General features: G+C 68.0%; 12 protein-coding genes. 7 read left to right on the plus strand and 5 right to left on the minus strand.

Going from position 1 to position 13,938, the window contains the following annotated elements; all coding sequences use genetic code 11:
• Window positions 1–21 precede the first annotated feature (21 nt).
• The 7 genes from OB2597_RS01900 (at window position 22) to OB2597_RS01925 (ending at window position 8,877) form a co-directional block, all read left to right on the plus strand.
• Complete coding sequence (locus OB2597_RS01900; protein WP_009803815.1) at window positions 22–552, plus strand: 2Fe-2S iron-sulfur cluster-binding protein; 531 nt, start codon at window positions 22–24, stop codon at window positions 550–552.
• Entirely contained in the window at window positions 549–1,523 is a 975-nt protein-coding gene (locus OB2597_RS01905; RefSeq protein ID WP_009803816.1) for an FAD binding domain-containing protein, read from the plus strand. The genes OB2597_RS01900 and OB2597_RS01905 overlap by 4 nt, the downstream gene beginning before the upstream one ends.
• Window positions 1,520–3,694, plus strand: a complete 2,175-nt coding sequence (locus OB2597_RS01910) for a xanthine dehydrogenase family protein molybdopterin-binding subunit (protein WP_040608925.1) — start codon at window positions 1,520–1,522, stop codon at window positions 3,692–3,694. The genes OB2597_RS01905 and OB2597_RS01910 overlap by 4 nt, the downstream gene beginning before the upstream one ends.
• Before the next feature lie 636 nt (window positions 3,695–4,330).
• Window positions 4,331–7,402, plus strand: coding sequence for a CheR family methyltransferase (locus tag OB2597_RS01915; RefSeq protein ID WP_009803819.1), 3,072 nt, complete (start codon window positions 4,331–4,333; stop codon window positions 7,400–7,402).
• Between the two features lies 1 nt (window position 7,403).
• Window positions 7,404–7,787 (plus strand): response regulator, encoded by a 384-nt coding sequence (locus tag OB2597_RS01920; protein WP_009803820.1) that lies wholly within the window; start codon window positions 7,404–7,406, stop codon window positions 7,785–7,787.
• A 267-nt stretch (window positions 7,788–8,054) separates the two neighbouring features.
• Window positions 8,055–8,207: a hypothetical protein gene (locus OB2597_RS22030; RefSeq protein WP_154653345.1), complete on the plus strand. Its 153-nt coding sequence runs from the start codon at window positions 8,055–8,057 to the stop codon at window positions 8,205–8,207.
• Window positions 8,208–8,295: 88 nt separating this feature from the next.
• Complete coding sequence (locus OB2597_RS01925) at window positions 8,296–8,877, plus strand: response regulator (protein ID WP_009803822.1); 582 nt, start codon at window positions 8,296–8,298, stop codon at window positions 8,875–8,877.
• Between the two features lie 36 nt (window positions 8,878–8,913).
• On the opposite strand, the gene OB2597_RS01930 is transcribed toward OB2597_RS01925, so the two are convergent.
• The 5 genes from OB2597_RS01930 to OB2597_RS01950 form a co-directional block, all read right to left on the minus strand.
• Window positions 8,914–10,392 carry an inorganic phosphate transporter gene (locus OB2597_RS01930; protein ID WP_009803823.1) on the minus strand — a complete coding sequence of 493 codons (1,479 nt, stop codon included), beginning with the start codon at window positions 10,390–10,392 and terminating at the stop codon, window positions 8,914–8,916.
• 24 nt (window positions 10,393–10,416) lie between these two features.
• Entirely contained in the window at window positions 10,417–10,893 is a 477-nt protein-coding gene (locus OB2597_RS01935) for an NUDIX hydrolase (protein ID WP_009803824.1), read from the minus strand.
• A 145-nt stretch (window positions 10,894–11,038) separates the two neighbouring features.
• Window positions 11,039–12,322: a TRAP transporter large permease gene (locus tag OB2597_RS01940; RefSeq protein ID WP_009803825.1), complete on the minus strand. Its 1,284-nt coding sequence runs from the start codon at window positions 12,320–12,322 to the stop codon at window positions 11,039–11,041.
• Window positions 12,315–12,842, minus strand: a complete 528-nt coding sequence (locus OB2597_RS01945) for a TRAP transporter small permease (protein WP_009803826.1) — start codon at window positions 12,840–12,842, stop codon at window positions 12,315–12,317. The genes OB2597_RS01940 and OB2597_RS01945 overlap by 8 nt, the downstream gene beginning before the upstream one ends.
• Before the next feature lie 52 nt (window positions 12,843–12,894).
• On the minus strand, window positions 12,895–13,875 hold the full coding sequence (locus tag OB2597_RS01950; protein ID WP_009803827.1) for a TRAP transporter substrate-binding protein: 981 nt from the start codon (window positions 13,873–13,875) through the stop codon (window positions 12,895–12,897).
• Window positions 13,876–13,938: the final 63 nt, after the last annotated feature.

Genomic DNA, 13,938 nt, shown 5'->3' on the forward strand with positions numbered 1-13,938 from the left:
CGATCCACAGGAGCCATTTCGATGCAGATATCCTTCACGGTGAACGGCACCCGCCAGGACATGGAGCTCGACCCACGGGTCACGCTGCTGGACGCCTTGCGCGACCATCTCGGCCTTACCGGGTCGAAGAAGGGGTGTGATCACGGACAATGCGGCGCCTGCACCGTCCTCGTCGAGGGACGGCGGGTGAACGCCTGCCTCAGCCTCGCCGCGATGCATGAGGGCGAGGAGATCACCACGATCGAAGGCATCGCCCAGACCAGCCCCGACACCGCCGCCACCCTGCAACAGGCGATGATCGACTACGATGGGATGCAGTGCGGCTATTGCACGCCCGGGCAGGTCTGCTCGGCCGTCGGCATGCTGAGCGAGGCGCGCGAGGGCTGGCCCAGCCATGTCACCGAGGACCTGGACGCCCCGCTGGAATTGACCCGCGACGAACTGACGGAACGGATGAGCGGCAACCTCTGCCGTTGCGGCTGCTATCCCGGCATCGTCAAGGCCATCCGCACGGCAAGCGAGGCGCGGACCTCGGACAGCGAGGCGGCATGAGACCTTTCGATTTCACCCGACCCGACGATCTGGAGGGCGCTTGTGCCGCGGGCTTCACCGAAGGGGCCACCTTCATCGGCGGCGGCACCAACCTGATCGACCTCATGAAACTCGAGGTCATGGCCCCGGCCCACGTCGTTGACGTGACCCGCCTCGGCCTCGACCGGATCGAGGACGAGGGCGATGGCCTGAACATCGGCGCCACGGTGCGCAACGCCGATCTTGCCGCCGATCCCCGCGTCCGGCGGCGCTACCCGGTGCTGTCGCGGGCGCTGCTGGCCGGGGCCTCCGGACAGTTGCGCAACCGCGCGACGACCGCCGGAAACCTGCTCCAGCGCACCCGCTGTCCCTATTTCCAGGACCGCGACAGCGCCTGCAACAAGCGCACGCCCGGCGCCGGCTGCGCTGCCCTGGGCGGCGAGGTGCGCAATCACGCGATCCTCGGCACGTCCGAACATTGCATCGCGTTGCATCCCAGCGACATGGCGGTGGCGATGCGGGCGCTCGACGCCGAGATCGAGGTGCGCGATCCCGAGGGCGGGATGCGGAGCATGGACCTCGACCATTTCTACCGCCTGCCCCGGGACACGCCGCATATCGAGACGCGGTTGGAACCCGGCGACCTGATCACCTCCGTCCGCCTGCCCGCCCCGAAGGGCGACCGGCAGATCTATCGCAAGGTGCGTGATCGCGCCTCCTATGCCTTCGCGCTGGTGTCGGTCGCCGCCGTGCTGCGGATGGAGGGCGGAAAGATCGCCCATGCGGCCGTGGCCTTCGGCGGGATCGGCACCGAGCCGTGGCGGGATATCGAGGTGGACGCGATGCTGACCGGCGAGACCCCCTCGGACAGCCTGTTCGACAAGGCCGGCGAGGTGCTGGTGCAGGGCGCCGATGTGCAGGACGGCACCGCCTTCAAGGTGCCGCTGGTGCAGCGGGTGCTCAAGGACGTATTGTGGAGGGCCGTGGCATGAGCGTGCAACTGAAGGTAGACGACCGCGACACCGGCGAGGTGACGCAGAACGTGCTGGGCCGCGATACCGAACGGCGCGACGCGCGGCAGAAAGTGACCGGCCGCGCCACCTACGCGGCCGAGATCCGGCCCGAGGGCCTGGTGCATGGCGCCCTCGTCCGGGCGCCCGGCATGGGTCGCGTGGAGCTTGCCAACCGCGCCGAGGTCGAGGCGATGCCGGGCGTTCTCATGGTGCTCAGCGACGCCCGCATGATCCGCAACGCCGCGCAAGGCGCTGCGGGCGAAGCGCCGGTGCAAGGGGTCGAGACGGCCGCCTATGTCGGGCAGCCAGTGGCGCTGGTGGTGGCCGAGAGTTTCGAAGCCGCCGCCCATGCCGCCCGCACGCTCACGGTCACCTGCGAGGGCGCATCGAACGAGATCGACCCCGAAAAGGTCGAAATCGCCGAGGACGACACTGACGAGACGGCGCAGGGCGATCTGGAGGCGGCACTACGGGAGGCCCGCCACGAAATCGACCGCACCTACACGACGCCCTCCATGCACTCCGCCGCGATGGAGCCGCATGCGGCACTCGCGGAATGGGACGGCGCGCGCCTGACCGTGCGCGCCTCGCTCCAGATGTTGCGCTACAACCGGGCCGAGATCGCCGATTGCCTCGGGATCGACACCGAGAACGTGCGGCTTCTGTCGCCATTTGTCGGCGGCGGATTCGGCTCGAAACTGGGGATATCCGCCGAAGCCGTGGCGGCAGCGCTCGCCGCGCGCGAACTCGGCCGCCCCGTCCGCGTCGTGCAACACCGCCGGAGCGTGTTCGAGGTGAACACCCGCCGCTCGGAAACCACCCAGCGGATCCGGCTCGGTGCCGACGCGGAAGGCAGGCTGGACGCCATCGGACACGAGGCGCTGGTCTCGAACCTGCCGGAAGAGGATTTTTCCGAACCGGTGCTCCAGGGCACCCACTTTGCCTATGCCGCCCGGAACCGCCTGCTGGTCCAGCGCACCGCCCGGATCCACCGGCCCGCCGCCGGGTCGGTCCGCGCCCCCGGCGAGGCGGTCGGGATCACCGCCTTCGAGATCGCCATGGACGAACTGGCCGACGAGGTCGGCATCGACCCCGTGGAACTCCGGCTGGCCAATATCCCCGAGAAGGACCCGGAGAGCGACGTCCCCTTCTCGTCCCACATGCTCGCCGAGACGCTGCATGACGGCGCCGCCCGCTTCGGCTGGGCCGACCGCCCCCGCGCCGCCCGCCAGCGGCGCGAGGGGGAATGGTGGATCGGCAGCGGCATGGCCGCCTGCTTCCGCGTCAACATGATGATGCCCGCCGAGGCACGGGTGCGCCTGACGGCCGACGGCGCGATCGTGGAAACCGACATGACCGATATCGGCACCGGCAGCTACTCGATTCTCGGACAGATCGCGGCCGAGGCGCTCGGCCTGACAGCGGAGGGGGTCGAAGTCCGGCTGGGCGATACCGATTTTCCACCCGGCTCGGGCAGCGGCGGCTCTTTCGGCGCGGCCTCCACCGGCACCGCCGTCTGGCTCGCCTGCGCCGAGATTCGCACGGCGTTGGCCGGACGGATGGACTGCGAGCCCGGCGAGTTGACCCTGCGCGAGGGAACGGTGCAGTGCGGCAACCGCTCCCGCCCGCTGGCCGAACTGCTGAACGGCGAGACGCTGACCGGCCATGGCGAGGTCGAGCCGGGCAAGGCCGAGGACAAGGTCCGACAGGCCACCTTCGGCGCCTGCTTCGCCGAGGTGGCGGTCAGCGACGTGACCGGCGAGACGCGCCTGCGCCGGATGGTCGGCAGCTTCGCCGCCGGTCGCATCCTGAACCCCCGCACCGCCCGCAGCCAGGCGCAGGGCGGGATGATCTGGGGCACCGGAATGGCCCTCACCGAGGCGCTGCTCCACGACCGCCGCGACGGTCATGTGGTGAACCGCGATCTGGCCGAATACCACCTCCCGGTTCATGCCGACATCCCCGAGATGGACATCGCGCTGCTCGAGGAGAGCGATCCCTGGGCCGGACCGCTCCATGCGAAGGGGATCGGCGAACTGGGCATCTGCGGCTCCGGCGCCGCCGTAATCAACGCCATCCACAACGCTTGCGGCGTCCGTGTCCGTGACCTTCCCGCCACGCCCGACCGGGTGCTGGGGGGGCTGTCGTGACCCGGTGGCGATAGCGACCCGGGCGCGGCTGTCCGCCCCGGGCATCGCCCGCGTCACCACGGTGAACCTCTTCTGCGCCGCCGACTGTGCGGGCTTGGGAACCTCCGCGCGGCGGATTCGCGCGTGCGACCGCAGCGGCAGGCCTGCCGGCGCGCGAACCGAAGGCGGGCCATGGGTTCCCGCTGAACGCGCTCTGGTGGCTGGCAATAATTGTCGGCCTCGCCACCTGGGTCTCTTCGGGCTGCAAACGGAGCCGTCGCTCCTTGCGGTGGAATTCAGAGCAGCGCGCCTTTACGGGAACCCCGAGGGCCGTCGTTTGTCATCAGGGAAGGCTGTAGCAAAAGGGGGGCTTTGATCCCGGGCCGCATCCCGTTAGGCTTCCCCTTTCACCGAATGGTCCGAACCGCCCGATGACCGAAAAGACGACCCCGGCACCGAACATCCGCTCGACCGCGACCTCGGCGCGCAGCTGAACGCGATCCGGCAGGAAAAGGTGCCGGAGCGGCTGCATAACCTCGCGCTGGACCTGCAACGACGGCTGCGGCAGGACCCGCCCGAGAACTGAACCTTTCCGGCGCGACGGTGCTGGAACATTGGACGGCCGCACAGGTTGTCGGCCGCAGCAACGGAGGACCCATGGCCGCAGCGCGCACCTTCCCGGTGGTCGGCATCGGCGCATCGGCCGGCGGGCTCGAGGCGTTGACACAGTTCCTGTCGACGGTGCCCGAGAATGCGGGCCTCTGCTTCGTGGTCGTCACCCACCTCGCCTCAGGGCGAACCTCGTCGCTGCCCGAATTGCTGGCCCGCGACAGCAAAATCCCCGTCACCGCCATCTCGGATGGCGACAGGCTGCAACCGGATCACGTTCACGTGCTGCCGCCGGACGCGATCGCCACGGTCGCCGACGGCCGCCTGCGGCTGACCCCGCAGACCCCGGACAGACCCGAGCGGCGGCCGATCGACATTCTCCTCGGCTCGATGGCAGAATCGCTTGGCGAATACGCCGTCGGCGTGATCCTGTCGGGCCGGGACGGCGACGGCACGCTGGGGCTGAAGGCCATCAAGAGCGCCGGGGGGCTGACCCTGGCGCAGGTGGCGGACGGCTCGGCGCCCGCCGTCGACGAGATGCCGGAAAGCGCCCGTTCGGCCGGCATCGTGGATCTGTCCCTTCCCGCCGAGGAAATGGCGCCGCGCCTCGCCGCGCTGGTTGCAGATTTCGGCAAGCTGGGCCAGCTCGAGAGCGCGGGGCAACCGGACGACCTCGGCGACCGGCTTCCCGAGATCGCGGCCATTCTCGAACGTCACTCCGGGCATGACTTCTCGGGGTACAAGCCCGCCACCTTCCTGCGCCGCATCCGGCGGCGGATGCAGATCGTTCAGTCGGACTCGGCCGAGGATTACGTCGCGCGGATGCGCGCCTCCTCCGGCGAACCGGCGGCCCTGTTTCGCGACCTGCTGATCGGCGTCACCGCCTTCTTCCGGGATCCCGAGGCCTTCCGCACGCTGAGCAGCCGGGCGCTGTCGGAGCTCGTCGCGGCCGAACCCCGCCGCGAGGTCCGCGTCTGGATCCCCGGCTGCGCCACGGGCGAGGAGGTGTATTCCATCGCCATGCTCCTGCGCGAGGCCGCGGACGACCTCGCCGAACCACCCCGGTTCCGGATCTTCGCCACCGATATCAACGAAGCGGCCCTCTCGGTCGCCCGCGCGGGGCGCTATCCCCATGCACTGATGAGCGGCGTGAGCGAAGAACGACGCGCGCGCTTTTTCCACCGCGACGGCGAAGGCTGGCAGGTGCGCAAGGAGCTGCGCGAGGCCTGCGTCTTCTCGCCCCACTCGCTGCTGCGCGACCCGCCCTTTTCGCGGATGGACCTGGTGTCCTGCCGCAACCTGCTGATCTATTTCGGCCCCGAAACGCAGCGCAAGGTGCTGCCCGCCCTGCATTACGCCCTGCGGCCCGGGGGGTTCCTGTTCCTCGGAACGGCCGAGGGGATCGGCAGGCACGACCACCTGTTCGAGACGGTGGACAAGCGCCAGCGCCTGTTCCGTGCCCGCGAGGGGCGCCGCCGCGCCATGCCCTCTGCCGGAGATTTCGACGGCCTCGGCCCGACGTCCCGCGCCGGGTCCTCTCCGCCGCTGCGCCACGCGGTCGAGGCGCGGGTGCTGGAACGCTACGCGCCACCGCACGTCGTCGTAGACGGCGATGGCGAGGTGCTGCATTTCTCGGCACGCACCGGCCGATTTCTCGAAGCGCCCGCCGGCCTGCCGAGCCGCAACCTGATGTCCATCGCCCGCCGCGGTCTGCGCGCCGACATCTCGGCGACCCTGGCCGAGACGCAGCTGACCGGCCGCCCGGCGCACCGCACCGGCCTGGTGATGGCCGAGGAGGACGAGGACGGCCCGCCCCGTCCCGTGTCGATCACCGCCGAGCCGCTGACCATTGGCGGCGACAGCCCGCAGTTCCTCGTCCTCTTCACCCCGGCGCCCGAGCCGCCCGAAAGCGACGGCAGCGACGCCCCCGCGCTGACCGCGCATCTCGAGGCGGAGCTTCGCACAACGCGCGACCGGCTCCAGACCTCGACCGAGGAATACGAGACTGCGCTCGAGGAACTCAAGGCCACCAACGAGGAACTGCACGCGGTCAACGAAGAGGCGCAGTCCACCAACGAAGAGCTTGAGGCCAGCCAGGAGGAGATGCAGTCCCTGAACGAGGAACTGGCCACCATCAATGCCGAGCTTTCGGACAAGATCGAGGGGCTCGACCGTGCCAACGCCGATCTTCAGAACCTCTTCGACAGCTCCCGCGTGGCGACCGTCTTCCTCGACCATGACCTCACGATCCGCAACTACACACCGACGGCCTCGACCTTCTTCAATCTTCGTGCGGCCGATGTGGGGCGGCCCCTGACGGATCTGGCCAGCCGCCTCGACTATCCCGAATTCTCCAGCCACCTCGCGCAGGTGCTCGAGACCGGGAAGCAGGTCGAGCATCAGCTGTCGCGCGATGCCGACGGCCGGCACCATGTCGCCCGGCTGTTTCCCTACCGTTACGGTGACGACAGCATCCGCGGCGTGGTCGTGACCTTCCTCGACGTAACCGGCCTGGCCGAGGCGGAGGCGCGGCAGGAGGTGCTGATCTCGGAACTCAACCACCGGGTGAAGAACATCCTCGGCGTGGTGGTCAGCGTCGCCACCCGCACGCGCCAGTCCAGCGACACGTTCGAAGGCTACTACGAGGTGCTTCTCGGGCGGCTCTACGCGCTCGGCCGGTCCTACGGGATCCTGTCGAAACGCAACTGGGTTTCGGTGGGGTTGAAGGACATCGTCGCCCAGGAAGTGCAGGCGCACGGGCCCGAGCGATTCGACATCGACGGCGAGGCGGTGATGCTCGACCCGATGCGCAGCCTCGCCCTCGGCATCGTGCTGCACGAGCTGATGACAAATGCGCTGAAATACGGCGCGCTGTCCGATGCCGAGGGTCGGGTCGCGATCACCTGGCGTATCGAGGCGGACACGCTGGTGCTGGACTGGACCGAGAGCGGCGGCCCCAAAGTCGCCCCCCCGCGCGAGGGGGGGTTCGGCCTCAGCCTGATCGAAGGGCAGATCGGCTATCAACTGGGGGGCCGCGTCGAACGTAAGTTCGCACCCGCTGGTCTGACCCTGCGCCTGCATGTACCCTTGACGAACACACCAGCCACGAAGGAGGAATGACATGGCTCTTGTCCTGCTGGTCGAGGACGAATGGCTGATCGCCCAGGACCATGCCGCGGTCCTGCGCAATGCCGGGCATCAGGTGGCTGGCCCCTTTCGCGACAGCGATACCGCGCTGGCCGAGATTTCGGCCGCGCCGCCCGACCTTGCCCTGCTCGACGTCCGGCTGGATCATCACACCAGCATTCCCGTGGCCACCGAGCTGAAGGAACAGGAGATTCCCTTCGCTTTCGTGACCGGGCTGGAGGGGGCCGACATTCCGGACCAGTTCGATGACGTGCCGCTCTTGGCCAAGCCCGTGGGGCCCGAGCATCTTCTGGATGTCATCGCCCGGTTGCGGGACGACCCGTCCCGCCGCAGGTCGGGGCAGTCATCCGGAACCTGATCCTTCTCTGCGGCGCTGCCGATGCTCAGCGAAACCCTGCCGAACCCCAGGCTCGCGCCTCCGCGCGTATTCATCCCGCCCTTGCCGCCCATGGCCTCGGAACATTTGCAGGCGGACCCTGTTCCGAGGGTGAACGGAGCCCGTAACCGGCCGGGCGACCGGCGGGCGCCGACCGGAGCCATCCGGCTGGTATTGAGGGTCGGGAGGGTGATCCACTCCGCGCCGGGCCACGTAACCCGGGTATATTGAACCAGCGGTGCAATGCCGATGACCGATAACGACGAGCGAGAGCGCCGCGCGCGGCGCGCCGAGGCCGAGTTGAAGGCGCAGCTGAACGCGATTCGGCGCGAGAAGGTGCCGGAAGGTCTTCTGGCGCTCGCGCGGCAGTTGCAGGCGCGAGTATCTGCACAACGCGGTTGAAACGCGCGGGGCATTGCCGATAACTGCCGGCTCGCGGCTTGCCCGGAAAAGAGCCTGTGCTATCCTAAAGCCCATGCTCCGAGCCGAAATGGATAAGGGCGCCCTGCGCGTGCTGGTTGTCGAGGACGATTTCCTGATCGCATCGACTCTTGCCAGCGATTTGCGGCGTCTGAACGCCACTGTCGTCGGTCCCTTCGCCGATATTCACGATGCGATGCAACATGTCGGGGATGTGGACGCGGCGATACTCGACGTGCGGATCCGGGACGAGATGGCCTTTCCCGTCGCCGACTGCCTGCTCAACAGCGAAACGCCGTTCCTGTTCTACAGCGCCTACAACGGCGGCGCGATTCCGGGCCGGTTCGGCAATGTCGAATTGTTCAGCAAACCGACGAGCGGCCAGCGCCTTCTGCATCACCTACGCGCCCGTCGTGAGGCGGTACGCCCCGCGCCGCAGACCGATGTCGCCGCCGCTCTGCCGCCCCTCCGGCTCGAGGCGCGGCGCCTGATGCACGAAACCGAGGCGGCGGACCGGCTGGCCGAAGCCGCGCTGCGGCGGGCCATCGCCAGCCGGCTGCCCCTTCCGGATGAGCAGCGCGACCTCGAAGCCTGGCTCATCGACCTGCTGCGGGACGAATATCGCCGTAACGGCGCACGGCTGATGACCTGACATCGCGGCACCGGCCCGGCCTGGCGCCGCCTGACGTCAGGAGATCAGCGACAACACCCAGTAGCACAGACCCGAGAGCACCGCCGCCGCCGGCACCGTCACCAACCAGGCCGCGACGATGGTGAGGAAATGGGACCGGCGCACCAGCTTGCGGCGCCGGCGTTCCTCTCTCGGGATCTGCTGGGCGGGCGGTCGGTTCTCATGGGCCAGCCGGGCGCGTCGTTCGGCGTGCCATTCGCGGAAAAAACCGACACCGAACACCGCGCCGACCGCGATATGCGTCGAACTGACCGGCAGGCCCAGCCACGACGCGGCGATGACCGTGACCGCGGCCGACAGCGCCACGCAATAGGCGCGCATCGGGTTCAGCTTGGTGATCTGTCCGCCGACCATGTGGATCAGTTTCGGGCCGAAGAGCATCAGGCCGACCGAGATGCCCAGGGCCCCGATGAGCATCACCCAGACCGGGATGGCCACCTCGGCCGCGGCCCCGCCGGTCTCCTGCGCATAGACGATGGCGGCGAGGGGGCCGACCGCATTCGCGACGTCATTGGCGCCGTGTGCAAAGGACAGAAGCGCGGCGGAAATCACGAGAGGGAGCCGGAAGAGGATCTTGAGCGAGCGGTTCCGGTTCTCGAGCCCGCGCGACTGCCGCCGGATCAGCGGTGCGGCGGCGACGGCGCAGAGCACACCCGCCGCACCGCCGATGATCAGCGCCGTGCCGAGGTCGATGGACATCACCCGCTTCAGCCCCTTGAGCGCCAGGTAGCTCGCGAAGGCGGCGACCATCAGGCCGATCAGGACCGGGACCCAGCGTCGCGCCGCTGCGATCTTGTCCTCGACATAGATGACCTTCCACTTGATGAAGGCCAGCACGGCGGCCGCGAAGATCCCGCCGAGCGCGGGGGAGATCACCCAGCTGGCCGCGATAGCGCCCATGGTGGGCCAGCTGACCGCACCGAGCCCCGCCGCCGCGATCCCGGCGCCCATGACGCCGCCCACCACGGAATGCGTGGTCGAGACCGGGGCGCCGATATAGGTGGCCAGGTTGACCCAGAGCGCAGCCGAGAGAAGCGCGGCCATCATCGCCGTGACGAAGACGCGCCCGTCGGCGAGGCTTTCGGGCGCGACGATCCCCTTCGAGATCGTGTTCACCACGTCGCCCCCGGCCAGAAGCGCGCCGGCGCTCTCGCAGACCGCCGCGATGGCGATGGCGCCCGCCATCGAGAGGGCGCGCGCCCCGACCGCCGGACCCATGTTGTTGGCCACGTCGTTGGCGCCGATGTTCAGCGCCATGTAGGCGCCGAAGGCCGCCGCGACGATGACGAAGATCGAGCCCGGCGTCTGACCGACGATCAGCCCGGCGGCAAGCGCGGCCACGGCCACGAAAAGCAGCGACAGACCCACCCCGATGAGCGGGCGCGCGGCATACATGGTCGCCGTTTCCAGCCGCGACAGGCGGTTGAGGTCACGGTCGAGGGTCTGCCAGCTGTAGGAGCTGTCCGGGTCGCTCATGGGTCTGCTCTTCCTGGAGGCATCCTATCGGGAGGCGCCGGTCAGCACGGCGTCGATCCCGGCAAGAAGATCTTTCAGTTCGGGCTCGTCCACCGCCTCGGCCGCCTCTTGCGGCGGCATCCAGCGACGGTCGCGCCGGCCGGCCTCGGGATAGTCGTCATAGAGGCTCATCGTATCGATGGCGTAGACATCCACGTCCGTCGGCACCGGAATGCCGCCGCGAAGGCGCTTGTCATAACGGTAGCGCCCGACATGCCGGGGCTCGTCCCCGCGCGGCTTGACGCCGGCCTCTTCCCAGGCTTCCTCGAGCGCGACACCCTTGGCATTGAAGCCGGTCTTGGGCCAGCCCTTGGGCAGGATCCAGCGCCGCGTATCGAGCGAGGTGATCAGCAGCACCTGCAGTTCGTCGTGATCCCACCTGTAGCACAGGGCCGCCACCTGATAGCGTGACGGCCGTCTCAGCAGCGGCTGGATGTAGTCTGACCAGAATAATTTCAGCATCGGCTCACTTCGGGATCCCGGTGATGCATAGACTTTCACCTACTCGATCTCAATGCACTTCGGCCGAACTCTGTTCCCCCGAGGCCCCGACAACCGCTCGCACCGGCGCGAATGCGGATGCGGTTGCGGGTCCGGCAGGGGTTCCTCAGAATCCGCTGATGCGCGGCAGCCAGGTCGACAGCGCCGGCACGAAGGTGATCAGAAGCAGCGCCGCCCCGAGCGCGAGGAAGAAGGGCGGCATCTCGCGGACCAGGGTCGAGGGTTTCAGGGAGACGGTCGAGGAGACGACGAATATCAGGCTGCCGACCGGCGGCGTGGTCAGTCCCAGCGTGAGGTTGACGATCACAATGACGGCGAAGTGGTTCGGGTCGATCCCGAGCGCAAAACTGATGGGCGCGAGGATCGGCACGAGGATCATCACCCCCGGCAGCGGATCCATGAAGAGCCCGAACCCCAGCAGGAGCACGTTGACCGTGAGCAGGAAGACGATCGGCGAAAGCTCCCAGGCGATGATCGTCTCGGCCAGGAACTGCGGAACGCTTTCGATGATCAGCACCCAGGCGAAGGCGCGGGCCGCGCCGAGGATCAGCAGCACGGCGCCGGAGGTCAGAGCCGCGCGCAGCACGATCCCCGGCAGATCGGCCAGCCGGAGCGAGCGATAGACGAACATGCCGACGAACAGAGCGTAGAACACGGCGATGACCGAGGCTTCGGTCGGGGTGAAGATTCCGAAACGGATGCCGCCGACGATCAGGATGACGAGGAACAGCGCCGGCAGGGCATAGAGCGCGATGCGCGCGATCTCGGCCAGGGGCGGCATCGGCGCGCCCGAGGCATAGTTGCGCCGGCGGCTGATCCGGGCGTTGGCGATCAGGACCATCGCCGTGATCAGCAGCCCCGGCAGGACGCCGGCCATGAAGAGCGAGCCGACCGAGACCTCCTGATCCTGCATGGCGTAGATGATCATGGTGATCGAGGGCGGGATGATCGGGCCCACGACGGCGCTGGCGATGGTTAGCGCGCCGGCATAGGGGCGGTCGTAGCCGCCCTTCTCCATCATCCGGATCATCATGGTGCCGGGGCCCGCCGCATCGGCCAGCGCGCTGCCCGAGATGCCGGCGAACATGGCCGAGCTGATCACGTTGGCATGACCCAGCCCGCCGCGCATGTGCCCGACGAAGGACTGCGCCAGCCGCAGGATCGCCAGCGTCACGGCGCCGCCGGTCATGATCTCGGAGGCGAGGATGAAGAACGGCACGGCCAGCAGCGGAAAGCTGTCGAGACCCGAGAACATCTCCTTGACCACGACGAGGTGCGGGTAGCTCGAGGCGAGGCTGATCGCTGCGAAGACCGAAATGGCCATGGCGAACGCCACCGGAATGCCGAGCGCCAGCAGCAGGAACAGCGCGGGAAAGAGGATCTCAGCCATCGGCGCCGCCGGGGAGAGTGTTGTCGTCGGTATCGGCGGTCCCGAGGGGCTTGTATGTCCCTGCCAGGATGAAGGGGCGCGCGATCAGCAGCAGGTGCAGGATGAGCAGCGTGAAGCCCACGGGCATGGCGGCATAGACGTAGAGAAAGGGCAGCCGCAGGGCGGGCGTGACCTGATACTGCATCCGCTGGGCGTACTGCCAGCCGACATGCACCATGAACCCGAAGAAGATCAGCAGGATCACGACAATCGCCGCCCGCAGCAGACGGTGGCCGGTGCGCGGCAGGACATCCTGCAGGTTGGTGATGGCGACGTGGCCGCCGACCCGCAGGATGAGACCGGCGCCCGAGAACGTCAGCCAGATCATCAGATAGCGCGCCGCCTCGTCCGCCCATGGCAACGAATGCGAGGTCAGGTAGCGCAGCGAGATGTTGTATCCGACGATGAGCGCCATCGCCGACAGCATCAGGATCAATGCCCAGCCGTTCAGCGCGACGAACAGGTTTTCCAGCCGTTTCACGCGGCGCCCCCGGAACGAGCGCCGGCGCCGCGGGGGCGCCGGCGGGTCGCCTTCACTCGAAGTTCACGATCGAGTCCACAAGGGCCTTGTTGTAGGTCTTGTAGTACTCTTCGTAGGCCGAGGTGATCGAGCTCTGGAACTCGGACTTTTCATCGGCCGACAGTTCGTTGACCTTCATGCCGCGCTCTTTCAGCGTCTCGACGCCGGTGGTTTCCACGTCGTCGACATAGGCGCGCATCGCGGCGACGGCCTCGGTCGCGCCCTTTTCGAAGGCGGCCTTCTGCTCGTCCGTCAAACCTTCCCAAAACGGTTTCGACACCAGCAGCATCGCGGGCGAATAGACGTGGCCCGAGAGGGTCAGGTATTCCTGCACCTCGTCCAGCTTCACCGAGACGATCACCGACAGCGGGTTTTCCTGACCGTCGATCACGCCCTGCTGGAGGGACGAGATGACCTCGGGCCAGGCCATCGGCGTCGGCGCCGCGCCCATGGCGTTGAAGGCGGCCAGGTGGACCGGGTTCTCCATCGTGCGGATCTTGAGGCCCTCGACATCGGCAGGCGTGTGGATCGCATTGCGGTTGTTGGTGATGTGGCGGAAGCCCTGTTCGCCCCAGGCCAGACCGTGCAGGCCGACATCGTCGAACTTGGCCAGGATTTCCTGCCCGATCTCCCCGTCCAGCACGGCGCGGGCGTGTCCGAGATCGCGGAACAGGAAGGGGATGTCGAAGACGCCGGTGTCGGGCACGAAGTTCGCCAGCGTGCCGGAGGAGACGATGGTCGCCTCGATGGTGCCGAGCTGAAGGCCCTCGATCACCTCGCGCTCACCGCCGAGGCCGGAGGAGGGGAAGTGGTTGAATTCGAAATCGTCGCCGGTTTCGGCCGTCACGACCTCTTCCAGTTTCGCCGCGGCGACGCCGTAATGGCTGTCGGGCGCGAGAGCATAACCGATCTTGACTTCGGTCTGCGCGAGCGCCGGCAGGCCGAGTGCCACAAGGAAGCCGGCCGATGCCAGCCCACGGATAACGAACGTCATGGATTTCCTCCCAATGAATGCCGTAATTTGCTACACAAGCGTCTTTCCTTAGACAACCCCGAC

Origin of the sequence: Pseudooceanicola batsensis HTCC2597 (assembly GCF_000152725.1) — a bacterium.
Lineage (GTDB): Bacteria > Pseudomonadota > Alphaproteobacteria > Rhodobacterales > Rhodobacteraceae > Pseudooceanicola > Pseudooceanicola batsensis.

What these genes read in the sequence shown, in the direction of transcription:
- OB2597_RS01930 (WP_009803823.1), bottom strand. Translation starts at nt 10,392, where the DNA reads ATGAGCGACCCGGACAGCTCCTACAGCTGGCAGACCCTCGACCGTGAC.
- OB2597_RS01920 (WP_009803820.1), top strand. Translation starts at nt 7,404, where the DNA reads ATGGCTCTTGTCCTGCTGGTCGAGGACGAATGGCTGATCGCCCAGGAC.
- OB2597_RS01940 (WP_009803825.1), bottom strand. Translation starts at nt 12,322, where the DNA reads ATGGCTGAGATCCTCTTTCCCGCGCTGTTCCTGCTGCTGGCGCTCGGC.
- OB2597_RS22030 (WP_154653345.1), top strand. Translation starts at nt 8,055, where the DNA reads ATGACCGATAACGACGAGCGAGAGCGCCGCGCGCGGCGCGCCGAGGCC.
- OB2597_RS01900 (WP_009803815.1), top strand. Translation starts at nt 22, where the DNA reads ATGCAGATATCCTTCACGGTGAACGGCACCCGCCAGGACATGGAGCTC.
- OB2597_RS01925 (WP_009803822.1), top strand. Translation starts at nt 8,296, where the DNA reads ATGGATAAGGGCGCCCTGCGCGTGCTGGTTGTCGAGGACGATTTCCTG.
- OB2597_RS01910 (WP_040608925.1), top strand. Translation starts at nt 1,520, where the DNA reads ATGAGCGTGCAACTGAAGGTAGACGACCGCGACACCGGCGAGGTGACG.
- OB2597_RS01935 (WP_009803824.1), bottom strand. Translation starts at nt 10,893, where the DNA reads ATGCTGAAATTATTCTGGTCAGACTACATCCAGCCGCTGCTGAGACGG.
- OB2597_RS01915 (WP_009803819.1), top strand. Translation starts at nt 4,331, where the DNA reads ATGGCCGCAGCGCGCACCTTCCCGGTGGTCGGCATCGGCGCATCGGCC.
- OB2597_RS01950 (WP_009803827.1), bottom strand. Translation starts at nt 13,875, where the DNA reads ATGACGTTCGTTATCCGTGGGCTGGCATCGGCCGGCTTCCTTGTGGCA.
- OB2597_RS01905 (WP_009803816.1), top strand. Translation starts at nt 549, where the DNA reads ATGAGACCTTTCGATTTCACCCGACCCGACGATCTGGAGGGCGCTTGT.